The following is a 24611-nucleotide window of genomic DNA, read 5'->3' as shown; positions in this document are numbered from 1 at the left end:
CAACACCTCTTTTTTACCGCTTTCGATCCAGAAGATCAAAACCCCTTCCTCGCCGCTTACTCTGGATAACCCTTTGATTTACAAGGAGTTTTCCGTTTCATCTGCTCCGGAAGAGGTGCGAATTATAGAGAGATTTGACGGGCCGTCAACACCTAATTTCACAAACATGTCACATCGTTAAAACAGGGCACTAAACGCAAGAGGCGGACCTCACGGCCCGCCTCTTTCATCCCTTACAAACTAGGAAAGGCAAACTGCGAGGCCTCATGGCTGGCACGTTGCGGCCAGCGCTGGGTAATAGCTTTGCGGCGCGTATAGAAGCGCACCCCATCCGGGCCATAAGCATGCAGGTCGCCAAACAGCGAACGCTTCCAGCCGCCGAAGCTGTGATAGGCCACAGGTACCGGCAGCGGCACGTTGACCCCGACCATGCCGACTTCAATCTCGTCACAGAACAAACGCGCGACTTCACCGTCACGGGTAAAGATGCAGGTGCCATTGCCATACTCGTGATCGTTGATCAGTTGCATGGCCTGTTCCAGGCTATCGACCCGAACGATGCACAGCACCGGACCAAAGATCTCTTCTTTATAGATACGCATCTCCGGCGTGACCCGATCAAACAGGCAGCCACCCAGGAAGAACCCCTCCTCATTGCCCGCAACGCTCAGACCGCGACCATCGATCACCAGCTCAGCACCCGAGCTCACGCCGTCTTCTATATAGCTGCAGACCTTGTCGCGATGTTGTCCAGTGACCAACGGCCCCATATCCAGGCCACAGGTAGTCCCGGCACCGATCTTCAACGCCTTGATCTGCGGGACCAGTTTGGCCACCAACGCATCGGCGACCTGATCACCGACGCAGACAGCAACCGATATCGCCATGCAACGCTCGCCGCAAGAACCATACGCAGCGCCCATCAACGCACTGACCGCGTTGTCCAGATCCGCATCGGGCATCAGCACCGCGTGATTCTTCGCGCCGCCCAATGCCTGGACACGCTTGCCGCGGGAAGTCGCTTCTCTATAGATGTATTCAGCGATAGGCGTTGAACCGACAAAACTCAGCGCTTTGACCTCAGGTGCTTCGATCAGCGCATCCACCGCTGTTTTGTCACCGTGCACGACGTTAAGCACGCCGTTGGGCAACCCCGCCTCATTCAACAGTTGAGCGATCAACAACGTCGAACTTGGATCACGCTCAGAAGGCTTCAGGATGAAGCAGTTACCGCATACGATCGCCAGTGGATACATCCACAGCGGGACCATGGCCGGAAAGTTGAACGGCGTGATGCCCGCAACCACACCCAGCGGTTGAAAGTCGGACCATGCGTCAATGTTTGGCCCTACGTTGCGGCTGTACTCACCCTTGAGGATCTCTGGCGCGGCACACGCGTATTCGACGTTCTCGATCCCGCGCTTCAACTCACCGGCGGCGTCTTCCAGGGTCTTGCCGTGTTCTTCGCTGATCAACTGCGCGATACGCGCTTCGTTCTGCTCCAGCAATTGCTTGAAGCGGAACATCACTTGCGCACGCTTGGCCGCAGGCGTATTGCGCCAGGCGGGAAACGCAGCCTTGGCAGCATCAATTGCTTGTTGAACGGTTTCGCGGCTAGCCAAGGGGACTTTATGAACGGCCTGACCGGTCGATGGATTGAACACATCGGCAGTACGGCCGGTATCGGTAACGAACTCGCCATTGATCAGGTGCGGGATGTTGCTCATGACAGAACTCCAAAAAATACGGACAGGCGCGATCTCGGCCGCGCCTGCTGTTTAAACCCATAGCGAATCAGTCGATCTGATTCAGCACTTCGCCGACAGCATCGAACAAGCGATCCAGGTCCTGCGGCTTGCTGTTGAAGGTTGGCCCGAACTGCAAGGTGTCGCCGCCGAAGCGCACATAGAAGCCCGCCTTCCACAGTTTCATGCCCGCTTCGAAAGGACGCACGATGGCATCGCCATCACGGGGCGCGATCTGGATCGCGCCCGCCAGGCCGTAGTTACGGATATCCACAATGTTTTTCGAGCCTTTGAGGCCGTGCAACGCGCTTTCGAAATGGGGCGAAACCTCGGCGACTTGCTGAACCAGATTCTCCCGCTGCAACAATTCCAGCGAGGCAAGCCCCGCCGCACAGGCGACCGGGTGCGCGGAGTAGGTATAGCCGTGTGGAAACTCGACCGCATACTCGGGCGTCGGCTGGTTCATGAACGTGTGATAAATCTCGCTGCTGGCAATCACTGCGCCCATCGGGATCGCGCCGTTGGTGATTTGCTTGGCGATACACATCAGGTCAGGCGTCACACCAAAGCTGTCGGCGCCGAACATCGAGCCGGTGCGACCGAAGCCCGTGATGACTTCGTCGAAGATCAACAGAATGTTGTGCTGATCGCAGATTTCACGCAGGCGCTTCAGATAACCCTTCGGTGGAACGATCACACCGGCAGAGCCCGCCATCGGCTCGACGATCACTGCCGCAATGTTGGACGCATCGTGCAGTTCGATCAGCTTGAGCATCTCATCGGCCAGCGCAATCCCACCCAACTCAGGCTCGCCGCGTGAATAGGCATTGCTGGTCAGCAGGGTATGAGGCAAATGATCGACGTCCATCAACTGGCCGAACATTTTACGGTTGCCGTTCACACCGCCCAGGCTGGTGCCCCCAATGTTGACCCCGTGATAACCACGGGCACGGCCGATCATTTTGGTTTTGGTGGCCTGACCTTTCAGGCGCCAGTAGGCACGCACCATTTTCACCGCGGTGTCCGCGCATTCGGAACCCGAGTCAGTGAAAAAAACGTGATTCAGATTGCCCGGTGTCAGGTCGGTGATTTTCTCCGCCAGCTGGAAGGACAAAGGGTGGCCATATTGGAACGCCGGCGAATAATCCAGAGTGCCCAACTGACGCGAGACCGCCTCCTGAATTTCCTTGCGCGAATGCCCCGCGCCGCACGTCCATAGGCCGGACAATGCGTCATAAATCTTGCGGCCCTTATCATCCGTCAGGTAACTGCCTTGCGCCGCCACGATCAGCCGGGGATCACGCTGGAAATTACGGTTTGCGGTGTATGGCATCCAATGAGCGTCGAGCTTCAATTGGCTGGCCAGAGAATTCTCGGCGGATTCAGGAAGATTCATGGATGCAAATACCTCACGGGGCGATGGGGCAGCTTATTGAGCTGTGTGGTTGCAGCTAAGTTGCCACGGGGATAAAGTCTGAAAAACCCAACATTTATAATCTTCAGTTAGACGATCACTAAACTATGAGCATCCGTCGACCCGATCCACTGGCCCAAGTCAGCGACTTTGATATTCGTTTGTTACGTATCTTTCGAAGCGTAGTCGAGTCCGGCGGCTTTTCGGCGGCCGAAAGCGCGCTGGGCATTGGTCGCTCGGCTATCAGCCAACAGATGAGCGATCTTGAACAACGACTCGGCTTACGCCTGTGCCAGCGTGGACGCGCGGGTTTTTCCCTGACCGAAGAAGGTCGAGAGGTCTATCAATCGTCTTTGCAGCTATTAAGTGCAGTAGAAAGCTTTCGCACCGAGGTCAACGGCCTGCATCAGCATTTGCGCGGAGAGTTGAACATCGGCCTGACCGACAACCTCGTCACCCTGCCGCACATGCGCATCACCCATGCCCTGGCCCAATTGAAGGAACGCGGCCCGGACGTACATATTCAGATCCGCATGATCGCGCCACATGAAGTGGAACAAGGCGTACTCGACGGGCGCTTGCACGTGGGCGTCGTGCCGCAGGCCAGTGCCCTGTCCGGGCTGGAATATCAGCCGTTGTACAGCGAACGCTCTCTACTCTATTGCGCTGTCGGCCACCCACTCTTCTATATGGATGACGCCGCGTTGAACGACGAACGATTGAATGCTCAGGACGCTATCGCCCCGACCTTTCGCTTGCCTGCGGACATTCAGGCGCATTACCAGGCACTCAATTGCACCGCCAGCGCCTCGGATCGTGAGGGCATGGCCTTTTTGATTCTCACCGGGCGCTATATCGGCTACCTGCCGGATCACTACGCCAGCCTGTGGGTTCAGCAAGGTCGACTGCGCGCGCTGAAACCAACAGCCCGTTTTTATGACTTGAGTCTGGCCTCGGTCACTCGCAAGGGACGTCGCCCTCATCTGGTGTTGGAAAGCTTCCTTGAAAGCTTGGCCGCCACGCGCTAAGGCCTTTTCGGAGCCTGCGCCGTGGTGTGCAACCAACTCACTAAAGAAACCACTCGCGCAAGCCAACATGAAGCCAAAACTGAAGCGTTGGAGCATTAATTTGCGCTGCTGGCTCTTGTCTGATCGTCGCGGGTGCGTTATCTGTTCTCCGCTTGCAGCCCATGATCCGTACGGAACCGCCCATGACCTTTGAAGTCCCAGCCCATAGCGCCCAAGCCGTCGCTAAACCTGCCAGCCGCATTCGTCAGAAGAACGAAGAGGCAATCATCAAAGCCGCAGAGGACGAGTTCGCCCGTCACGGCTTCAAAGGCACCAGCATGAATACCATCGCGCGGAATGCAGGCTTGCCCAAAGCCAACCTGCACTACTACTTCACCAACAAGTTGGGGTTGTACATTGCGGTGTTGAGCAACATCCTCGACCTGTGGGACAGCACGTTCAACGCGTTGAGCGTCGACGACGATCCCGCTCAGGCGCTGAGCCATTACATTCGCGCCAAGATGGAATTTTCTCGACGTCAGCCACAAGCGTCACGGATCTTCGCCATGGAAATCATCAGCGGAGGCGAATGCCTGAATGAGCATTTCAGTCAGGACTACCGCGCCTGGTTTCAGGGCCGGGCAGCCGTGTTTCAAGCCTGGATCGATGCCGGAAAAATGGACCCCATCGACCCCGTGCATCTGATCTTCCTGCTCTGGGGCAGCACCCAGCACTACGCTGACTTCGCCACGCAGATTTGTCGGGTCACCGGTCGCGCCCGCTTGACCAAGCAGGACATGGAAACCGCCAGCGACAATTTGATCCGCATCATCCTCAAAGGTTGTGGGCTGACGCCTCCGGCTGTTTGAGCGGTCCGTTACCGGAAACAGTGGTTCACGTCGTCGATAGCTGGAACATACACATGCCTTTTACCCTTGCTGGCCCTTGTGAATACCGGGAAGAGATTCGCAAAAGCCGCTTTATTACCCTCGCCGCCCCCATCACCAGCGCTGCCCAGGCCCAAGCGTTCATTGAGCAGCACAGCGATCTGAATGCCACGCACAATTGCTGGGCCTGGAAACTGGCCGATCAATACCGCAGCAACGACGATGGAGAGCCCGGAGGTACCGCCGGACGGCCGATTCTGGCAGCGATCGAAGCGCAGGATTGCGATCAAGTCGTGGTGTTGGTGATCCGCTGGTATGGCGGCATCCAATTGGGCACTGGCGGCCTCGCGCGCGCGTACGGCGGTGGCGCCAATAAATGCCTGCACCAGGCCGAGCGCCTGCCCTTGATCCATCGGGTGCAATTGAGCTGTACGTGCAGTTTCAGCGAACTGGCGCTGGTCAAGGTGCGTCTGGCCGAACTGCATGGGCGGCTGGAGAACGAAGCGTTCACCGCCAATGGCGTCGAATTGCAGATCGCCCTGGGCCCGGAGCACATCGACATTTTGCAGCGACAACTGGCAGATCTGAGTCGCGGACGAATTATCTTGCAGCGGCACAAGGACGACTGAATCCGCGCGTGCGCACGCCCCGGTTAATTGCCCACATCTACTGTGCACCCGGCTGTGGATAAGCTGAGCACACACCTCTGCGGGCCTTGCTGCGCATGGCGTTGCGACGACTGGTTGTTTTTTGCTCAATCCGCCCATTACTGAAATAAAACCTCCTTAAAACAGAGTGTTATCGTCACTTATCGCAGTTGGGCACTTCCCGGTCACTCTTTATTCCCGCACTTTTGGCTTGCGCACAATAACTGTGGAGCAACCTGTGGATAAGCCGTGCAAGCCTGTCTCGGGCGTAGACAGATCATGGCGCGCGCTCAGCTGGTCATTTTTTGTTCAACTGCAGGAAGACAAACTCAACGTCATCGACGCTCGTATCGCCGAACTAAACGAGTTACGCCTTGAGTTGCAACACCGCTTGGGTCAACGTTGTCCATTAAGTCCTTGAGGCGGCCATTTCCCTCTGGGCTATTCATTCCCTGAACCACTTTTTGTGAACAAGGAGCTCGATCCATGCCGCATACCAAAACCGCGTTAATCATTGGCGCCTCCCGTGGCCTCGGCCTTGGCCTGGTGCAGCGCCTCTCCGAACAAGGCTGGCAAGTGACCGCCACGGTGCGCGACCTGCACAAAGCCGGTGGACCCCAGACGATCCCCGAGGTGCAGGTCGAAGTGCTGGATATCAATGAGCTGTCATCGTTGAATGCCTTCACCGAGAAGCTGAAGGGGCAGGTTTTTGATCTGCTGTTCGTCAATGCAGGCGTTAGCGGACCAAAGCACCAGAGCGCCGCGCAAGCTACCGCCGATGAACTCGGCCAGCTGTTCATGACCAACGCCATTGCCCCCATTCGTCTGGCCGAACGAATGGTCCAGCAGATTCGTCCCGACACCGGGGTCCTGGCGTTTATGAGTTCGGTGCTGGGCAGTGTTATGTGCCCCGAAGGCAACGACATGGCGTTGTACAAAGCCAGCAAGGCCGCGCTGAACTCCATGACCAATTCCTTCGTCACACAATTGGCTGACCCGAAGCCGACAGTCCTGTCCCTGCATCCGGGCTGGGTGAAAACCGACATGGGCGGCGAAAATGCTTATATCGATGTAGAGACCAGCACCCGTGGTTTGGTCGAACAGATTGATGCCTATGCCGGCAAGGGTGGTCATTACTTCATCAACTACAAGGGCGAAACGATTCCCTGGTAATTAACTGGCCTGATGAACTTCGGCCTCGCCGCTGCTTCTACCTGAAGCGCGGCGACCCCTGGATCAGCAGCGAGCCTGGCGTGCTGCCGGGTTCAAAGCCCCAACAACGACAGCATGATAAAAGTCGCGAACAGCACAAAGTGAGTCATGCCTTCGATGGCATTGGTTTCGCCATCATTCAGGTTGATCGCGCTGACCAAAAGCGTGATGAAGATCATCACGCTTTGCACCGGGGTCATCGCCATCTGGAACGGCTGACCGCTGTACAGCGCCATCGCCTCCATGACGGGTACGGTCAGGATCACCGTTGACAACGAGGCGCCCAACGCGATGTTTACGACGGACTGCATGCGGTTGGCCAAGGCCGCGCGCAAGGCCGTCAGAATCTCGGGTGCAGCGGAAATCGCCGCCACCAGAATTGCCGTCATGACCGGCGGTGCGCCTGTCCCTTCCAGGCCGAGGTCGACGGTTTTCGACATCACTTCAGCCAGCGCACCGATCACCACTACGCCAAAAACAAGCGTGCCTATCGAGCGCACCAGATTGATCGATGGAGCCTCTTCGGCAGGCAAGTTCTTGCGCATTTTTTCAGGGTAGCTATAGCTGAAAAAGTAACTGTGCGGCCCCACCTGCATGCGCAGAAACAAGGCGTACAGCACCACCATCGCGCCAATCGTGAACGCCGAATAAACCTTCCAGTCACCTTCGGGAATGAACTCTGGCACCACCATGGAAACGCCCATCGCGGTGAGGATCATCACACTGTACGTGCGCGCCGAATCATCGTTGTAGGACTGCTCGCCATGCTTGAGCCCGCCCATCAGCGCCGCCAGCCCCAGAATGCCGTTGATATCGAGCATCACCGCTGAATAAATCGTGTCCCGCACCAGTGTCGGTGAAGGCTCGTTGCTCATCATGATCGCCAGAATCACGACCTCGACCAAGACGGCCGACAGCGTCAGGATCATCGTGCCATAGGGATCGCCGAATTTATGCGCCAACAGCTCGGCATGGTGAGCCACGCGCATCGACGCGCAGACAATCGCCACCACCAGTGCAATCCCGCCCGCCAGCGCAACACCCTGACCGTTATTCAGCAACGCATGTTCAAAGGGGAACGCGACCACTGCGCCGAGGACAGCCAGTAGTAGAAACTTTTCATCTTTCAAATAAGTCAGCATTGGAATGCCTTGGGTCAAAAGTGTCATTGTCAGTAAATGTTTCGCGACTAACGGTAACAGCAAAACCGTTACGTTACGGCTTCAACCGGCAAGTCGGCCATGCCACGTAAAGGAAGCGATCTCAAAGCGGACATCCCTCTGTAGAATGCCGACTATCTGCACCTGATGAGAAAAGCACATGTACGAATGGCTCAACGCATTGCCCAAGGCAGAACTGCACCTGCACCTGGAAGGCTCGCTGGAACCCGAATTGCTCTTTGCGCTGGCTGATCGCAACAAGATCGCCTTGCCTTGGGCCGATGTCGAAACATTGCGCCGGGCCTATGCCTTCAACAATTTGCAGGAGTTTCTCGACCTGTATTACCGGGGTGCGGATGTACTGCGCACCGAGCAGGATTTTTACGACCTGACCTGGGCCTATCTGCAACGCTGCAAGGCGCAGAACGTCATTCACACCGAACCCTTCTTCGACCCGCAAACCCATACGGATAGGGGCATCCCCTTTGAAGTGGTGATCAACGGTATCGCCACTGCATTGAAAGATGGCCAGGAAAAACTCGGCATCTCCAGCGGGTTGATTCTCAGCTTCCTGCGCCATTTGAGCGAAGCAGAAGCTGAAAAGACCCTCGATCAAGCGCTGCCATTTCGCGATGCATTTATTGCCGTGGGTCTCGACAGCTCAGAGATGGGCCATCCTCCGAGCAAGTTCCAGCGCGTATTCGACCGCGCCCGTAACGAAGGCTTTTTGACGGTCGCCCATGCAGGCGAAGAAGGCCCACCCGAATACATCTGGCAAGCGCTTGACCTGTTGAAGATTCAGCGTATCGATCATGGTGTCCGCGCTATCGAAGATGAGAGGCTGATGCAGCGCATCATTGATGAACAGATCCCGCTGACGGTTTGCCCGCTGTCCAACACCAAGCTCTGCGTCTTCGACGACATGGCCCACCACAACATTCTCGACATGCTTGAGCGCGGCGTGAAAGTCACGGTCAACTCAGACGACCCCGCGTATTTCGGTGGTTATGTGACCGAGAATTTTTACGCGCTGCACACACATCTGGGGATGACCCAGGATCAGGCCCGACGCCTGGCGCAAAACAGCCTGGATGCACGGTTGGTCAAATCTTGATACAGCGGTAATCGTTCCCGCGCAATGAATGCGAGGGAACGATGGGGCCATCAGGCAGCCGAGGCTATTCTGCTGATCTCACGCTGCCCGCTGGTCGAGACCTGCAAGGCGGTGGACTCATCGCTCGTACGCAACCAGCCCAACTGTATGAACAATTGCAGTAACCCTGCACCCAATGCGCCGCCTAAATGCGGCTTGCGCTCGCTCCAGTCGGGGCAAGCGCAAACGGTCTTAAGCTTTCGATGGGCCAGCGCCGGAACATAGATGCCGCGTTCGGCAAATTGAGCGACACCTTTGCTGGTGACTTCGATGCGCAGCTCATGTTGTTCGATCCAGCCTGCACCTAACAGACGCTGATACAACTCTGCCGCCAACTCACCCCCAAGATGGTCAGAACAAATCCGGGCACGGCGCAACGGCGAGAGCGGTGTGGGTGGAATGGCTTGCGACACACTTTTGCTGATGTGATCGGTGCTGACCATCGACGCATTGGCCAGCGCCTCGACTGCAGTGCCGACTTCCGGTGCAGCCAATCGGAAGAAACGCTTTCTGCCGCGCGCCTCCTGCTTCAATAACCCGCCGGTAGTCAGTCGCGCCAGATGCGCACCTGCCGAAGAAGTGGATAGACCAGCCATCAAAGCCAGCTCGTCCGCGGGGCGGGCGGTACCATCCATCAACGCCCAAATCATTGCACTGCGCTTGGGGTCAGCCAGCAACGCGGCAATCTGGCTAATGCAAGGTGCATATTCCATGTATTCACTCCCTGTTGAAACATTCGTCTATTGCACTGACATAGTGAACAGCAAATCGGGTTCAGCCAAGACGCTAAGCCGCCAAAACCAGGGCTGTATTTGACCTCGTACGCCCAGAACGTCATCTAGCAGCGCTTACATGCCACAACCGTTTCTGACTCAGACGCCCCACTCACATCTGCATTGATAACGCCTTGCCTGGCAGCGTCCTGCACCTCAGACCTGGCTTGACGACTTATGCGGACCTGACCGCTGGCGCCAAGTATAAGCCCAGTGCCCTATTACGAAATGGGATTAAAACCACGGCAGAGGATTGGCCGACACGCTATAGGCAAAGTCAGACATCACCCAGGCCAACGAAAACCTGTCTCGATTTACCCGGCTGCCGTGAAAGCGGCGCTGGCCGGACGCTCTCAGTCATCGTCGGAAAAGTCTGGCGTGCATCGCGAGGGAAATGCCTACGGAAAAAACACACAAAACAGGCAAAAAAATACGACCTTAAAACAGCGTTGTTTGCACTTAAAACACTTGATAATCATTTTTCTGTAGAACGCCTGCGTATCGACTGTCAGACAATTCCATTGCAACTGTAAGCCACCGCGACATGGACCTGACGTCACTTGCTGTCAGGATGTCCTTGCGCCAATTCAGAACAGCGCGACCTGAGCATCTCGCACAATAAATTGACCGGTTTACTCAGTTGCGCCCGGTGTGCACAGAGCACATTGAGCGGGGCCAGTTCCCCTTGCAGCTCCGGCATCAATAGCTTCAGGCGTCCGGCATGCACATCGGCAGCAACATCCAGCCAGGATTTATAGGCAACGCCAACACCAGCCAACGCCCACAGGCGCACGACGTCGGCATCGTCGCTAAAACGATCCCCGTGCACGGTCAAACTCATTTCACGTTTGCCGTCATGGAAACGCCAATGGTCATGCACCCGATTGCCTAGCATGAACAGCAGGCAATTGTGCTGTGCCAGCTGTTCCACATGTTGCGGTTCACCATGACGGGCCAGATACGACGGGGCGGCGCAAAGCACTCGACGGTTATCCGGGACGATGGGCAACGCGATCAGGCTCGAATCTTCCGGTTCTCCATAACGCAGAGCGATGTCTACTGGCTGACGAAATAGATCGGCAATCCTGTCGCCCAGCAGCAGGCGAACCGTGAGCAACGGATGTTGGCGCTGGAATTCGTCGAGCCAGGGCAATAACACGTTACGGCCAAAATCCGAGGGCGCCGACAGCTGCAGGACGCCACTGACTTGATCCTGACTCCTGGCCAGAAAACGCTGCCCCTCTTCCAGACTGCTCAGAGCCGCGCGGGCGTATTCGAGGAAACCCTCACCCTCGGCCGTCAGACGCAAGCTACGAGTCGAACGTGCCAGCAGGCGCGCGCCCAGTTGCTGCTCGATACGTTTGAGCGCGGCGCTGGCGACCGCCGCCGACATGTCCATGACCCGCGCAGCAGCGGACAGGCTGCCCAGATCGGTGGCCCGGACAAACAGTTGCAGGTCATCAAAACGCAGCATCACTTGCTCGCATTATCAAAAATAAATTGAAAGAGCCTGCAGTTTTAGCGGGTTTTATCTTTAAGAGAAATAGCCAATCATCCCTCCATGCCATTTATTCAGGCTTATTTCTCAGGAGCGCCCCATGAAAGCCATCGCGTATTACCAGTCCCTGCCGACCAGTGACCCCCTGTCATTGCAGGACATCGAGCTGGCCGAGCCGGTTGCCGGCCCCCGGGACTTGCTGGTGGAAGTCAAAGCCATCTCCGTCAACCCGGTCGATACCAAGGTTCGCCAGAACGTCCAACCCGAAGGCGGCGATGCCAAGGTCCTGGGTTGGGATGTGGCCGGTATCGTCAAAGCGGTCGGCAGCGAAGTGACGTTGTTTCAGCCGGGCGACAAGGTGTTCTATGCAGGCTCCATCGCCCGCGCTGGCGCCAACAGCGAGCGGCACGTGGTCGATGAGCGAATCGTCGGGCACATGCCAAAATCCTTGAGTTTCGCCCATGCCGCAGCCTTGCCGCTGACGGCGATTACTGCGTGGGAGTTGCTCTTCGAACGCCTGCAAATTGCTGAAGACGCCACTGACACCGGACAGTGCCTGATGATCGTCGGTGCTGCCGGTGGCGTGGGGTCGATGCTCACTCAGTTGGCCCGACAGCTCACGGGGTTGAACGTTATCGGCACCGCCTCACGACCTGAAACCGAGGCCTGGGTTCGCCAGCTGGGCGCGCATCATGTGCTGGATCACAGCAAGCCATTGAACGAAGAACTGACCCGCGCGGGTCTGCCACAGGTGACTCACGTGGCCAGCCTGACACAGACCGATCAGCATCTGGATCAGCTGGTCGAAGCCCTGGCACCGCAAGGTCGGCTGGCCTTGATCGACGACCCCAAGTCCCTTGACGTCAGCAAGCTGAAACGCAAGAGTCTGTCACTGCATTGGGAGTTCATGTACACCCGGTCGCTGTTCGAAACCGCCGACATGATCGAGCAACACAAACTGCTCAACCGCGTCGCGGAGCTGATCGATGCTGGCACCTTGAAAACTACTTTTGGTGAGCATTTCGGCACCATCAACGCCGCCAACCTGCGTCGCGCGCATGCGTTTCTGGAAAGCGGCAAGGCCAAAGGCAAGATCGTTCTCGAAGGTTTTTGATCACTTAAGACCGTCAGTCTGAGGTTTGACCTGGATCATTATCTTCGCCTGATCCAGGTCTACAATTGCAGCCTTACCAACAGGAGGAAGTCAGCAATGAAAGTCCTGGTACGTGAATCAGCAAAATCCCAAGGGGGTCCGTGGCAGGTCCGCATGGATCAGCACGTCGTGAGTTTTCGCTCTGAAGCCGAAGCACGCGCCTTCGTCAACACGCTTGAATCCCGCCTGCGGGCTCCGCACAAATTACCCGAAAGTCGCCAGCAAGCCACCGGCTGAGCCAGGGCTGGCCTGCAACTCGGGCAGCCTCAGACCTGGGCCGTTTGAGCCACACTCGCATCGCGCGTGCGCTGCAAACGGCGGGTCAATACTGCAGCACTTACCGCGAAAATCCCGCACAAACTGATCACCATTGCCATGGGGACTGCGCTGCCATCGTGCAGCACCCCCACCAAGGCAGATGCCCCTGCGGCGACACTGAATTGCAGGCACCCGAGTAACGCCGACGCACTCCCTGCCCTCGCCCACTGGCCGTTCATGGCACAGGCCGAAGCATTGGGGATGATGCAACCCAGGCTGGCAATGCAGATGAACAACGGGATCAATAACGGCCAAAGCGCCTGAGTGTGCAGCCCGGCAATGCCGAGCAAGACCAGTGCTGCCGCCAGGTAAACCCAGACCGCGCGCGACAACAAAAGCGCCGGCCCAAGCCTGCCCAAGATGCGCGCATTGACCTGCGCCACCAGAATGAAACCCGCTGCGTTCGCACCAAACAGCCAGCCATAGTGCTCGGGCGGCACGCCATACAACTTGATGAATACGAATGGCGAGCCCGCGATGTAGGCGAACATACCCGCAATCGCGATGCCACCGGTCAAGGCGTGACCGAGAAATATCCGATCAGCCAACAACCGTCGATATTGCCCCAACGCGCCGGCCAATGGATGGCGTGGATGGGCCGCAGGCATGCTTTCCGGCAAGCCCAGCGCAACCGCCAGCGAGCACACGGCACTGAATGCCGTCAGCACCAGAAAGATCGACTGCCAGCCATACAGGTTGACCAAAAGACCACCCAGCATGGGTGCGAGAATCGGCGCGAGGCCCATGACCAACATCAATTGCGAGAAGACTTTCGCCGACTGCACGGCGTCGCACTTATCGCTGACGATGGCCCGCGACAACACCATCCCGGCGCATCCGCCCAACGCCTGAACGAAGCGCGCAGCAATCAGCCACTCGAGGGTGGGCGCAAAAGCGCACGCCAGTGATGCCAGGGTAAACAGTCCGACACCCACCAACAACGGGACGCGCCGACCAAAGCGATCCGCGACCGGACCATAGGCCAATTGGCCGATGGACAAGCCCAGAAAGTAAGACGCCAAGGTCAGTTGTACATGTTTTTCGTCGGTGCCAAACGCCAAGGCAATCGCCGGAAAACCAGGCAGATAAAAATCAATGGCCAGCGGCCCAAAAGCGCTCAAAGCGCCAAGAATCAGGATTATTCTCAGGTTCATCAGGCATCCAAAACTGTGTCCAGCGCAATTAGCTAGTCTAACCGTCCTGAATCCTTAGCGCGTCTTGATGGGGAAATTACTTCAAGATTTTTCAGTTGATCGGGCCGACGCAAAGCCGGGACACCTTCACCCGGCGCAACGTTTAAATCACCTGCACCGCATACCCTTCAGCACTGATCAGACTGATAATGGCCTCGGCCGTGAGTGAGCTTTCAACGCGCACTTCGCCGCTGGCCAAATCGACCTGAACATCAGCCGCCGGGTCGCTGCTCTGCAGCGCTTGGGTGATTGCCCGGACACAGTGGCCACAGGTCATACCCTGAACATTGAATCGTTGCATGTTGTTGCTCCTCGGTAAGGTTGCAGGCATGTTCAACCTTTCCATCATGGCAAGGTCAAGGCCCTGTTTTTTCTGCCGGGCTGGTATTCGTCTCGCGGCTCGGCCAAGCTGCGTCATAACCGTATTAAAAGCAGGAGTATCAGCGATGCGCTGGTCAGTATTGAGCCTAATGAGCATCCTCGGCCTATGGGCGACAGTACCCTTCGCCAACGCCGACTCGCAAGACTACGGCGTCCTGATCATTTCCCGGGAGCGGCTGGAGGTGAACACCTCATGCGAAATCGGTCTGTATCTTCAGGATCAATTGGTCGGGCGTTTGTTTCAGGAAACGTCAACGTCCTTCAACCTCGCGCCGGGTAAAACCTCTATTCGCCTGCGTCTCCTGCCCGGTCAGGTCTCAGGGTGCGCGCCGGGTATGGATGTCCCTCCGAGCATGGTCATTGAAATAAAGGCCGGCGAAGTCAGCAAATACCGGATCGCCATGGGCCCCAATGGCCTATACCTGAAGCGGGCGGCCCTGGAATATTGAAAGGGGCTTGACCTTACCCGTGTGGCAAGGTTAATCCTTGAGGCATAGCCTTCAGGGAAGTTACCCATGCCTATGTCCAACACGCTCGAATTGCCCATAACCGGAATGACCTGCGCCAGTTGTGCCGGACGGGTCGAGCGCGCATTAAGCAAAGTTGCCGGCGTCAAAACCGTCAGCGTCAATCTCGCCAGCGAACGTGCGCACGTCGAATCGTCAGGGCCAATCGACCCAGCCGTGCTGATTGCGGCCGTCACCCGGGCTGGTTATGGCGCAAGCCTGCTGGAAGACACTCGCGCCAACGCCGACAACCAACAACAACGACTGACCCGGGAGCGCTGGGCATTGCTGCTGGCGATTGCCCTCGCGCTGCCGCTGGTTCTGCCCATGCTGCTGGCGCCATTCGGTGTGCACTGGATGCTACCGGCCTGGGTGCAGTTTGCCCTGGCAACGCCCGTGCAATTCATTCTCGGTGCACGGTTTTACATCGCGGCCTGGAAAGCTGTCAGGGCCGGTGCCGGCAACATGGATTTGCTGGTCGCGCTGGGCACCAGTGCGGGCTATGGCCTGAGCCTTTATCAATGGGCGAACACCGCGCCGGGCAGCATGCCGCATCTGTATTTCGAAGCCTCGGCGGTGGTTATCGCGCTGGTACTGCTGGGCAAATACCTGGAAAGCCGCGCCAAACGCCAGACCGCCAGCGCCATTCGCGCGCTTGAGGCCCTGCGCCCCGAACGTGCTATTCAACTGATCGACGGACAAGAACGGGACGTGGCCATCAGCGCTTTGCGCCTCAACGATCTGGTGGTGGTCAAGCCCGGCGAGCGCTTCCCGGTGGATGGCGAAGTGATTGATGGCCAGAGTCACGCCGACGAAGCCTTGATCAGTGGTGAGAGCCTGCCCGTGCCCAAGCAGCCCGGTGACAAGGTGACCGGTGGCGCAATCAATGGCGAAGGCCGCTTGCTGGTCAAGACCCGGGCGTTGGGCGCGGAAACCGTGTTGGCGCGGATCATTCGTCTGGTCGAGGATGCTCAGGCGGGCAAAGCCCCTATTCAGAAGCTTGTGGATAAAGTCAGTCAGGTGTTCGTCCCGACAGTGCTGGTGATCGCCGTCTTCACCCTGGCGGGATGGCTGCTGGCCGGCGCGCCGCTGGAAACGGCCCTGATCAATGCCGTGGCGGTGCTGGTGATTGCCTGCCCTTGCGCGCTGGGGCTGGCGACGCCAACGGCGATCATGGCAGGCACTGGCGTGGCGGCCCGTTACGGCATTTTGATCAAGGACGCGGAAGCACTGGAACGTGCCCATGAAGTCACGGCCATAGTCTTCGACAAGACCGGCACGCTGACCTCCGGCACACCACGCATCGCCCACTTGAGCGCTGTCGATGGCAACGAAGACGTCCTGCTGCAATTGGCCGGCGCGTTGCAACAAGGCAGCGAGCACCCCTTGGCCAAGGCCGTACTGGATGCCTGCACGGCCCGCGAGTTGAACATCGAAGCGGTCGCCGCCAGCCAGGCGCTGCCGGGGCGAGGCATTGCCGGGACCGTGCAAGGTCGGGATCTGGCGCTGGGCAATCGCCGTCTGCTGGAAGAAAGCGGCCTGACCATGGGAACCCTGGCGCAATCCGCGCAAGCATGGGAGGCAGAAGGTCGCACGTTGTCCTGGCTGATTGAGCGCGGCGCGCAGCCCTCGGTGCTGGGGCTGCTGGCCTTCGGAGACACGCTCAAGCCCGGTGCTCTGGAAGCGGTCCAACAACTCACTGCACGTCATATCAGCAGCCACTTGCTCACCGGCGACAATCGCGGCAGCGCCCGTGTGGTGGCCGAGGCATTGGGTATCAGCGATGTGCACGCAGAAGTCCTGCCCGCCGACAAAGCGGCGACCATTGTCGAGCTGAAAAAAACCGGGGTGGTGGCGATGGTTGGTGACGGCATCAACGACGCGCCGGCATTGGCGGCGGCAGACATCGGTATCGCCATGGGCGGCGGAACCGATGTGGCCATGCATGCGGCCGGGATTACCCTGATGCGCGGCGACCCCCGCTTGATCCCGGCGGCGCTGGAGATCAGCCGCAAAACCTATGCGAAGATTCGCCAGAACCTGTTCTGGGCCTTCGTCTACAACCTGATCGGCATTCCCCTGGCCGCATTCGGCTTCCTCAACCCAGTGTTGGCGGGCGCTGCGATGGCGCTGTCGAGTGTCAGTGTGGTGAGCAATGCGCTGCTGCTGAAAACCTGGAAGCCGAAGGATATCGATTGAGGAGCCATGATGAATATTGGTCAAGCCGCCAAAAACAGTGGTCTGAGCGCCAAGATGATTCGTTATTACGAATCCATTGGCCTGCTCAAGGCCGCGCACCGCAGTGACAGCGGTTATCGACTGTACGGGCCGGAAGATCTGCACACGCTGGCCTTCATCAAGCGTTCGCGGGACCTGGGTTTCTCACTGGAAGAAGTGGCCAAACTGCTGACTCTGTGGCAAGACCGCCAGCGTGCCAGTAGCGATGTCAAAGCCCTGGCCCGTGAACACATCACGGCGCTGGATCAGAAGATCAGCGAACTGGCCAGCCTGCGCGATACCTTGCAAGAGCTGGTCGAGCACTGCCAGGGCGACCATCGCCCGGACTGTCCGATTCTCAAGGACCTGGCGTCTGGTGGGTGCTGCGACTGATCCTGGCCGCAGGCATTCCGACTACCCAATAAAAAATCCGGCCTGAGCCGGATTTTTTATTTAGCGGATCACTGCATCCAGGGTGGAGGCGGCTCTTCGGTTTTGCTCGGTGGCGCGTCATCTGCCGCGCGGACAGCCTGACGGTGGTCCTCGTCCAGACGGGCCGCTTCGATTTCCCGCAGAACCCCACCGACATCGGCCAGGTCTTCAGGCTCATCGAACTCACCGGTCAGCGGACTGCCCGGGTGCAAGATGCCAGCTTCATAAAGCGCCCACATTTCTTTCGCGTACCGGGTCGTCTTCAATTCCGGGGCAAAGCGTCCGAAATAAGAAGCCATGTTACCGACGTCGCGCTCCAGCATGCTGAACGCATGGTTGTTGCCAGCGGCATCGACAGCCTGCGGCAAATCGATAATCACCGGCCCGCCCGGGGTCAACAGCACGTTGAACTCGGACAAGTCACCGTGCACCAGACCGGTACACAGCATCAGCACGATCTGCCTGATCAGGAACTCGTGATACTCCCGCGCCTGATCCGGTTCCATCACCACATCGTTCAAGCGAGGGGCCGCGTCGCCAAACTCGTCGGCGATCAGTTCCATCAACAGCACGCCTTCAAGGAAGTCGTACGGCTTGGGCACTCGCACACCCGCGCTGGCCAAACGAAACAGCGCGGCTACTTCAGCATTCTGCCAGGCATCTTCAGTCTCTTTACGACCGAACTTCGAGCCCTTGGCCATCGCTCGGGCCTGCCGGCTGTTGCGAACCTTGCGACCCTCCTGATACTCCGCGGCCTGCCGGAAACTTCGTTTATTCGCCTCCTTGTAAACCTTGGCGCACCGCAGCTCGTTGCCACAGCGCACCACATAAACAGCTGCCTCTTTACCACTCATGAGTGGGCGCAGCACCTCGTCGACCAGACCGTCCTCGATCAGGGGTTCAATGCGTTTTGGAGTCTTCATCAGCTTTTATTGTGGGTCCTTCGTTGCCAAACACGCGATTGTTGCTCGTTATACGGCAATCCTCTCACAGCGAGTAGTAGATGCCGACCTTTGACCTTCAGAGATTTACGAAAGGCTTCAATTATTTAGCAGCTTCCATGCCGGGCAGAGCATAACCGAGCCCAGTCAGATGGGACCACGCAAGCTGTAAGCAGTTTTATCCATTGGCGTTACAGATAACATAAATTCCCTAGGACGGACCTGCAAAAAACACCGGACCGCAGGCATCAGGGCTTGAACAGTTCACCCGGGGTGAAGCCAAACAGGCTTTTAAACGCGGCGATGAACGCCGAGGTCGAATCGTACCCACAGGACAGGGCCGTGTTAGTCACGCTTTCGCCCTCTTCCAGTGCGCTGAGCGAGGATAACAACCGCGCGCGCTGACGCCAGCCACGAAAACTCAAGCCAGTTTCGCGCTGAAACAAACGCATCACGGTTTTCTCCGACATGCCCAGGCGCTCGGCCCATCCCTGCAGGGTGATCGACTGACTGGGATTTTCGATCAATTCGTTGCACAGCCCAAGCAAACGCGGATGACGCGGCAGCGGCAGAGAGAACCCGACTTCCGGCAGATGGGCCAGTTGATCGAGCAGCACCTGCACCAGCCGCGCCTCGCTGCTGTCACCCTGTGGATAACTTGGCGGCAGCAAGCAAAACGTCTTGATCAGCTCGCGGGCCAGCGGCGTGACCTCCAGCACACGACAACGCTCCGGCGCCCAACTGCAGTCCTCCTTGCGCACATACAGGCTGCGCATCTCCGCCCGCATCGACGTAGCCACGTCATGCTCGACCCCGGCGGGAATCCACACGCCCCACTGCGGTGGCGCGAAAAAACTACCCTCCGCGGTGTGCACGCCTAATACGCCGCTGATTGCATAAGAGAACTGCACCCAGTCATGACGATGAGGCGGCGTCCAGGAACCCGCACCCAGGCTTTCCGCCCGCGCATAGACCGGGCGCGGCAAAGCACTGAGTAGAGGTATCTGACGCTCGTTACCCTGACGAAAGCCCATAAATTGTCCGTTAGTCGCTATCGATTGGCCTTATGTCGCAAGACGGCATCATCGCGTGCAGGTTAGCCTTCGGTCATCTTTTTTTACAAAACTCTTTTATAACGCGTCCCTCTTTCCATAACGTCTCCACAACATCAGGCCGACCTATTTATGCATGCCTTCAAGCACCTCAAACGCGTCGTTACGGACTGGTTCCTTTGCGGCATGCTGATCGCCACGTTGCTCGCGTATTTCTTCCCGGGCTTCGGCAGTGCCGGCGGCGGGATGCATGCTGAATATGTGATCAACATCGGGGTGTTTCTGGTGTTCTTCCTGCACGGGGTGAACCTGTCCAGCGAACAAATCAGCCACGGCCTGAAAAACTGGAAACTGCACATCATGGTGCAGGCCTTCACGTTCGTGGTCTTCCCCCTGATCTGGCTGATCTGCAACCAGCTGTTCGGCTCACACATGCCAGCCTTGTTGATGCTTGGCTTCTTCTACCTGTGCGCCCTGCCCTCGACCATTTCCTCCTCGGTTGCACTGACCGGCAGCGCAGGGGGCAACGTTCCTGCGGCCATTCTGAATGCCAGCATGTCCAGTGTGTTCGGGATCTTCATGACCCCCTGGCTCGTGAGCCTGGTGGTCGGCACGGGCGCTGGCGGGATTGATCTGGGGTCGACCCTGCTCGACTTGAGCGCAATGCTTCTGTTGCCACTGGTGCTGGGGCAACTGGTGCGTCCGTTCCTCGGCAAGTTTTTCGCCCGGCACAAGCGCTACACGAATATCGTCGACAAAGTCGTGATCCTGTTGCTGGTCTACGCCGCGTTTTGTAATTCGATGGTGTCCGGCATGTGGCAACAACAAGGTGATACGGTGATTCTCAGCGCCTTTATTGGCAGCGGCGTCTTACTGGCGGTCATTCTGTTCATGACCACGCGCACGACTCGCGCCCTGAACTTCAATCACGCCGATGAAGTGGCAGCGGTGTTTTGCGCGAGCAAGAAGTCCCTGGCCGCTGGCGCACCGATGGCCGCACTGATCTTCGGCGCCAACCCTGGGCTGGGCCTGATCCTGTTGCCGATCATGATTTATCACCCAATGCAGTTGATCGTCTGTTCGGTGATCGCGGAAAACTACGCGAGTCGCAACCATAAACAGCTGTCGCAGGCTGCGCGGGAAGAAGCCCGAGCGGCTTAACGTTCGGCGCTCTTCGCGAACAGCGCGCAATCACCGCTCAATAATCGCCGTGACCCCCTGCCCGCCCGCCGCGCAGATGGAGATCAGCCCTCGTCCTTGCCCGGCCACTGCCAACAACTTCGCCAGGTTGGCAACGATGCGTGCGCCGGTCGCGGCGAAGGGGTGGCCGGCCGCCAATGAGCTGCCTTTGACATTAAGTTTGCTGCGATCAATCGACCCCAGCGGCGCGTCGAGGCCCAGGCGGGTTTTGCAGTAATCGGCGTCTTCCCACGCCTTGAGGGTACACAGCACCTGTGCGGCGAAGGCTTCGTGAATCTCGTAATAGTCGAAATCCTGCAAGCTCAAATTGTTGCGCGCCAGCAAGCGCGGAACGGCGTAAGCCGGCGCCATCAACAACCCTTCGGCACCGTTGACGAAATCCACCGCAGCCGCTTCGCCATCACGCAGATACGCCAATACCGGCAGCCCGCGCTCTTTGGCCCACTCTTCACTGCCCAACAACACCAACGAAGCACCGTCAGTCAGCGGTGTGGAGTTGCCTGCGGTCAGCGTACCTTTGGCGCTGCGCTCGAATACCGGCATGAGACTGGCAAGTTTGGCCAGGGTCAGGTCCGGGCGCAGATTCTGGTCGCGGTTCAACCCCAGATAGGGCGTAAGCAAGTCATCCTGCCAGCCTTCGGCATAGGCGGCCGCCATCTTCAGGTGACTTTCCAGCGCCAACTGATCCTGAGCCTCCCGAGGAATGTTCCAGGTCTGCGCCATCCGCTCGCAATGCTGGCCCATGGACAGGCCTGTGCGCGGCTCACCGTTGCGCGGCAGTTCGGGTTTGAGGTTATGCGGGCGCAGCTGCAACAGGGCCTTGAGTTTCTCCGCCACGGTTTTACTGCGATTGAATTGCAACAGGATGTGGCGCAAGTCGTCATTGATCCCAATCGGTGCGTCGGACGTGGTATCTACGCCGCCAGCAATCCCGCACTCGATCTGCCCCAGAGCGATTTTGTTCGCGACCAACAGCGCCGCTTCCAGGCCCGTGCCGCAGGCTTGTTGAATGTCATAGGCCGGTGTCTGCGCGGACAACCGCGAGCCGAGCACGCATTCACGGGTCAAGTTGAAGTCCCGTGAATGCTTGAGCACCGCACCTGCTGCCACCTCGCCCATGCGCACGCCATGCAGGTTGAACCGCTCGATCAACCCTTCCAGCGCGGCCGTCAGCATCTCCTGATTACTCGCCGTGGCGTAGGCGCTATTGGAACGAGCGAAGGGAATACGGTTGCCGCCGATAATGGCGACCCGGCGTGGCAGATTCATAAACAACTCCCTTTTAGGACAAAATCGCTAAAAAACAGCATAGGCCCGACGAGAACGAACGCTGTCTTGCTGTGGTCAACTACTTTGAACCCCGGCTCAAGGAGAGCGTTCCATGTCTTCAGATCGCTACATCGACTTCGCCAACTCGGACATTGGCCGTCGGCTGGTCGGCGCGGTTGGCCTGCCGGTGCCGGTCCACCTGGAACGCTGGCAAGCCGGGCGTCTGCGTCCCATCGAAGGGACGCTGTTGATCAGTGCCGGTCCGCTGGCTGATCACGTCAGGATTTTTGCCCAGCGCTTGACCGATTCGCTGTACAGCTTTGGCAGCGATCAACCGGGGGCGACCGCTTGGGTCGCGGAGCAAGGGCCCAAGCTCAAAGCGGTGGTGTTTGACGCCAGCACCCTTGTCCACGCCGACCAGCTCAAGCAACTGCGCGAGTTTTTTCAGCCCATCCTGAAAAGCTTTGACCACAGCGCCCATGTGCTGATTCTGGGCAGAGCCCCCGAATCCTTGAGCGATCCACTGGCTGCCAGTACTCAGCAGGCCATAGAAGGCTTCAGCCGCTCCCTCGCCAAAGAGATGCGCAACGGCGGCACCGTACAATTGCTGCACATCGATGACGGCGCAGAAGATCAACTGGAAGGCGCATTGCGGTTCTTCCTGTCGCCGAAAAGCGCCTACATCTCCGGCCAGGTTGTGCGACTGAGGCCCTGCTCGACCCACGTCCAGGACTGGAGTCGTCCGCTGTCCGGGCGCAGGGCGCTGGTCACCGGGGCTGCGCGCGGGATTGGGGCCGCGATTGCTGAAACCCTGGCCCGCGACGGTGCTGAAGTGGTGTTGGTGGATGTGCCGCAAGCCAAGGCCGATATCGAAGCACTCGCTGCGCGTCTGGGCGGGCAAAGTCTGGCGCTGGATATTTGCGCAACCGATGCCGCTGCCCAGCTCATTCAAGGCCTCAGCGGGCACAACGGCAACGGCATCGACATTGTCGTGCACAACGCCGGCATCACCCGCGACAAAACCCTGGCGAACATGACGCCGGAACTGTGGGAGGCGGTGCTGAGTGTCAACCTCATCGCCCCCCAAGTGCTGACCAAAGCCCTGTTCGACAGTGGCACCCTGCACGACAACGGACGGGTCATTCTGCTGGCGTCCATCAGTGGCATTGCAGGCAACCGTGGGCAAACCAACTACGCCGCCAGCAAGGCTGGGTTGATCGGATTGGCCAAGGCCTGGGCGCCGTCGTTGCATGAGCGCGGCATCAGCATCAACGCCGTGGCGCCGGGCTTCATCGAAACCAAAATGACCGCCGACCTGCCCTTCGCCCTGCGTGAAGCAGGCCGGCGCATGAGTTCGCTGGGCCAGGGTGGTTTACCGCAAGACGTCGCGGAAGCCGTGGCCTGGCTGAGTCAGCCGGGAACGGGTGCGTTCAGTGGTCAGGTCCTGCGGGTATGTGGTCAGAGCCTTATCGGCGCCTGATCTTCGTTGTATGCTTTTTAGTGCTAGAGCAGGGGGATCATCAATGGATCATGAGTGGAGCTATCTGACCACACCGCCGGCATTGCCAGGCCTGTTCATGCAGGCCGCTTTACGGCGCAAAATCACAAGCACGCAGTTGCCTGATCAAGGTCTGCGCTGCTGGGTATCGGTTAATCCCCAGCAGGTGGAAGCCTATCGCAAGGTCTGTGGATTCACTCACTCCAGCCTGCTGCCGCCAACCTACCCCCATGTGCTGGCTTTCTCGCTGCAGATGCAACTGATGACGTCCAGGGACTTCCCTTTCCCGCTGATGGGCTTGATCCACCTGGGCAATCGCATCAGCATTTTGCGCCCGTTGGGGGGTGTCAGTCAGGTCAGGGTCAGCGTACACGTCGTGAACCTGCAGCCCCATGCCAAAGGCGCGACCTTCAACCTGATCACCCAGATTGAAGACGCCCTCGGCCCTCTGTGGGAGGAGGACAGCACCATGCTCTGCCGTAGCGTGCAACTGCCTGGCGAACCGGCGGGCGACTACGAACCTGCACCGTTGCCGCTGTTGGAAGTGGAACGCTGGCAGGCACCGGCCGATATCGGACGGCAGTACGCCAAAGTCTCTGGCGACTACAACCCGATCCACCTGAGTGCCGCCAGCGCCAAAATATTCGGCTTCCCCCGAGCCATCGCCCATGGCCTGTGGCTCGAGGCCCGGACCCTCGCTGCCCTGGATCATCTGCCCGCGTCGAATATCGAGATCGATGTGCAATTTCAGAAACCTGTACGTCTACCGAGCGAAGTGGTGCTATCAGCCAGTGCGCCAGGTTCCAGCGGGCAACTGCGGCTGACAGGGGCGAATAACCTGGTGCACATGCTTGGGAGTTGGCAGCCGGTGGCCTAAGCCACACACAGAGGCTCCAGCCGTTCGAAGCACTTGCTTCCGGCCGTCATCCCCTTGAAGCTACACGCCTTCAGGAGA

General features: G+C 58.4%; 24 protein-coding genes. 14 read left to right on the top strand and 10 right to left on the bottom strand.

The genetic code is table 11. The features are described 5' to 3' along the window. A partial coding sequence (locus K0F75_RS14560) for a hypothetical protein (RefSeq protein WP_219062573.1) occupies positions 1 to 181 on the top strand: 181 nt, incomplete at its 5' end. Positions 182 to 233: 52 nt separating this feature from the next. On the opposite strand, the gene K0F75_RS14555 is transcribed toward K0F75_RS14560, so the two are convergent. Beyond that, on the bottom strand, positions 234 to 1727 hold the full coding sequence (locus K0F75_RS14555; protein WP_219062572.1) for a CoA-acylating methylmalonate-semialdehyde dehydrogenase: 1494 nt from the start codon (positions 1725 to 1727) through the stop codon (positions 234 to 236). A 67-nt stretch (positions 1728 to 1794) separates the two neighbouring features. After that, positions 1795 to 3141 carry an aspartate aminotransferase family protein gene (locus tag K0F75_RS14550; RefSeq protein WP_219062571.1) on the bottom strand — a complete coding sequence of 449 codons (1347 nt, stop codon included), beginning with the start codon at positions 3139 to 3141 and terminating at the stop codon, positions 1795 to 1797. A 125-nt stretch (positions 3142 to 3266) separates the two neighbouring features. Here K0F75_RS14550 and K0F75_RS14545 point away from each other — a divergent pair, with 125 nt between their 5' ends. From K0F75_RS14545 to K0F75_RS14530, 4 genes are all read left to right on the top strand, one after another. Next, entirely contained in the window at positions 3267 to 4187 is a 921-nt protein-coding gene (locus K0F75_RS14545; RefSeq protein ID WP_219062570.1) for a LysR family transcriptional regulator, read from the top strand. 182 nt (positions 4188 to 4369) lie between these two features. After that, entirely contained in the window at positions 4370 to 5035 is a 666-nt protein-coding gene (locus tag K0F75_RS14540) for a TetR/AcrR family transcriptional regulator (RefSeq protein ID WP_219062569.1), read from the top strand. A gap of 53 nt (positions 5036 to 5088) precedes the next feature. Further along, on the top strand, positions 5089 to 5682 hold the full coding sequence (locus tag K0F75_RS14535) for a YigZ family protein (RefSeq protein WP_219062568.1): 594 nt from the start codon (positions 5089 to 5091) through the stop codon (positions 5680 to 5682). Between the two features lie 504 nt (positions 5683 to 6186). Further along, entirely contained in the window at positions 6187 to 6873 is a 687-nt protein-coding gene (locus K0F75_RS14530) for an SDR family oxidoreductase (RefSeq protein WP_219062567.1), read from the top strand. Between the two features lie 92 nt (positions 6874 to 6965). On the opposite strand, the gene K0F75_RS14525 is transcribed toward K0F75_RS14530, so the two are convergent. Continuing rightward, on the bottom strand, positions 6966 to 8054 hold the full coding sequence (locus K0F75_RS14525; protein WP_219062566.1) for a calcium:proton antiporter: 1089 nt from the start codon (positions 8052 to 8054) through the stop codon (positions 6966 to 6968). A 178-nt stretch (positions 8055 to 8232) separates the two neighbouring features. Between K0F75_RS14525 and K0F75_RS14520 the strand changes: the two genes are divergently transcribed. Then, positions 8233 to 9186 (top strand): adenosine deaminase, encoded by a 954-nt coding sequence (locus K0F75_RS14520; RefSeq protein ID WP_219062565.1) that lies wholly within the window; start codon positions 8233 to 8235, stop codon positions 9184 to 9186. Positions 9187 to 9236: 50 nt separating this feature from the next. Here K0F75_RS14520 and K0F75_RS14515 read toward each other — a convergent pair whose 3' ends face one another. Both K0F75_RS14515 and K0F75_RS14510 read right to left on the bottom strand, forming a co-directional pair. Then, a complete protein-coding gene (locus tag K0F75_RS14515) occupies positions 9237 to 9938 on the bottom strand; it encodes a helix-turn-helix transcriptional regulator (RefSeq protein ID WP_219062564.1) in 702 nt (233 codons plus the stop codon). 616 nt (positions 9939 to 10554) lie between these two features. Beyond that, on the bottom strand, positions 10555 to 11472 hold the full coding sequence (locus K0F75_RS14510; RefSeq protein ID WP_219062563.1) for a LysR family transcriptional regulator: 918 nt from the start codon (positions 11470 to 11472) through the stop codon (positions 10555 to 10557). A gap of 124 nt (positions 11473 to 11596) precedes the next feature. Between K0F75_RS14510 and K0F75_RS14505 the strand changes: the two genes are divergently transcribed. Further along, positions 11597 to 12610 carry a zinc-binding alcohol dehydrogenase family protein gene (locus K0F75_RS14505; RefSeq protein ID WP_219062562.1) on the top strand — a complete coding sequence of 338 codons (1014 nt, stop codon included), beginning with the start codon at positions 11597 to 11599 and terminating at the stop codon, positions 12608 to 12610. 96 nt (positions 12611 to 12706) lie between these two features. After that, positions 12707 to 12886, top strand: coding sequence for a hypothetical protein (locus K0F75_RS14500; protein WP_219062561.1), 180 nt, complete (start codon positions 12707 to 12709; stop codon positions 12884 to 12886). A gap of 29 nt (positions 12887 to 12915) precedes the next feature. Here the strand turns inward: K0F75_RS14500 and K0F75_RS14495 are convergent, their stop codons facing one another. Next, on the bottom strand, positions 12916 to 14121 hold the full coding sequence (locus K0F75_RS14495; protein WP_219062560.1) for a multidrug effflux MFS transporter: 1206 nt from the start codon (positions 14119 to 14121) through the stop codon (positions 12916 to 12918). 142 nt (positions 14122 to 14263) lie between these two features. Then, entirely contained in the window at positions 14264 to 14461 is a 198-nt protein-coding gene (locus tag K0F75_RS14490; RefSeq protein ID WP_219062559.1) for a heavy-metal-associated domain-containing protein, read from the bottom strand. 145 nt (positions 14462 to 14606) lie between these two features. Here K0F75_RS14490 and K0F75_RS14485 point away from each other — a divergent pair, with 145 nt between their 5' ends. The 3 genes from K0F75_RS14485 to cueR all read left to right on the top strand — a co-directional run bounded on the left by K0F75_RS14485 (position 14607) and on the right by cueR (position 17657). Continuing rightward, positions 14607 to 14990 carry a hypothetical protein gene (locus K0F75_RS14485; protein ID WP_219062558.1) on the top strand — a complete coding sequence of 128 codons (384 nt, stop codon included), beginning with the start codon at positions 14607 to 14609 and terminating at the stop codon, positions 14988 to 14990. Positions 14991 to 15056: 66 nt separating this feature from the next. Then, a complete protein-coding gene (locus tag K0F75_RS14480; RefSeq protein ID WP_219062557.1) occupies positions 15057 to 17246 on the top strand; it encodes a cation-translocating P-type ATPase in 2190 nt (729 codons plus the stop codon). Between the two features lie 9 nt (positions 17247 to 17255). Next, positions 17256 to 17657: a Cu(I)-responsive transcriptional regulator gene (gene cueR, locus K0F75_RS14475; protein WP_219062556.1), complete on the top strand. Its 402-nt coding sequence runs from the start codon at positions 17256 to 17258 to the stop codon at positions 17655 to 17657. 68 nt (positions 17658 to 17725) lie between these two features. On the opposite strand, the gene K0F75_RS14470 is transcribed toward cueR, so the two are convergent. Both K0F75_RS14470 and K0F75_RS14465 read right to left on the bottom strand, forming a co-directional pair. Further along, the gene (locus tag K0F75_RS14470; RefSeq protein WP_219062555.1) at positions 17726 to 18619 is read right to left on the bottom strand and encodes a PA4780 family RIO1-like protein kinase; all 894 of its coding nucleotides are present in this window, start codon (positions 18617 to 18619) and stop codon (positions 17726 to 17728) included. A gap of 266 nt (positions 18620 to 18885) precedes the next feature. Continuing rightward, a complete protein-coding gene (locus K0F75_RS14465; RefSeq protein WP_374028652.1) occupies positions 18886 to 19692 on the bottom strand; it encodes a helix-turn-helix transcriptional regulator in 807 nt (268 codons plus the stop codon). 129 nt (positions 19693 to 19821) lie between these two features. Between K0F75_RS14465 and K0F75_RS14460 the strand changes: the two genes are divergently transcribed. Then, entirely contained in the window at positions 19822 to 20850 is a 1029-nt protein-coding gene (locus tag K0F75_RS14460; protein WP_219062553.1) for a bile acid:sodium symporter family protein, read from the top strand. 30 nt (positions 20851 to 20880) lie between these two features. On the opposite strand, the gene K0F75_RS14455 is transcribed toward K0F75_RS14460, so the two are convergent. Next, on the bottom strand, positions 20881 to 22158 hold the full coding sequence (locus tag K0F75_RS14455) for an acetyl-CoA C-acetyltransferase (protein ID WP_219062552.1): 1278 nt from the start codon (positions 22156 to 22158) through the stop codon (positions 20881 to 20883). 112 nt (positions 22159 to 22270) lie between these two features. Between K0F75_RS14455 and K0F75_RS14450 the strand changes: the two genes are divergently transcribed. Together K0F75_RS14450 and K0F75_RS14445 are read left to right on the top strand one after the other, a co-directional pair. Then, on the top strand, positions 22271 to 23638 hold the full coding sequence (locus tag K0F75_RS14450) for a 3-oxoacyl-ACP reductase (RefSeq protein WP_219062551.1): 1368 nt from the start codon (positions 22271 to 22273) through the stop codon (positions 23636 to 23638). 43 nt (positions 23639 to 23681) lie between these two features. Further along, positions 23682 to 24533, top strand: a complete 852-nt coding sequence (locus K0F75_RS14445; protein WP_219062550.1) for a MaoC/PaaZ C-terminal domain-containing protein — start codon at positions 23682 to 23684, stop codon at positions 24531 to 24533. Positions 24534 to 24611: the final 78 nt, after the last annotated feature.

The sequence above is a fragment of the Pseudomonas sp. UMAB-08 genome (assembly GCF_900095225.1).
Lineage (GTDB): Bacteria > Pseudomonadota > Gammaproteobacteria > Pseudomonadales > Pseudomonadaceae > Aquipseudomonas.
Note: the sequence above shows the minus strand (reverse complement) of the source record. Positions and strands in the feature narration are given on the sequence as shown.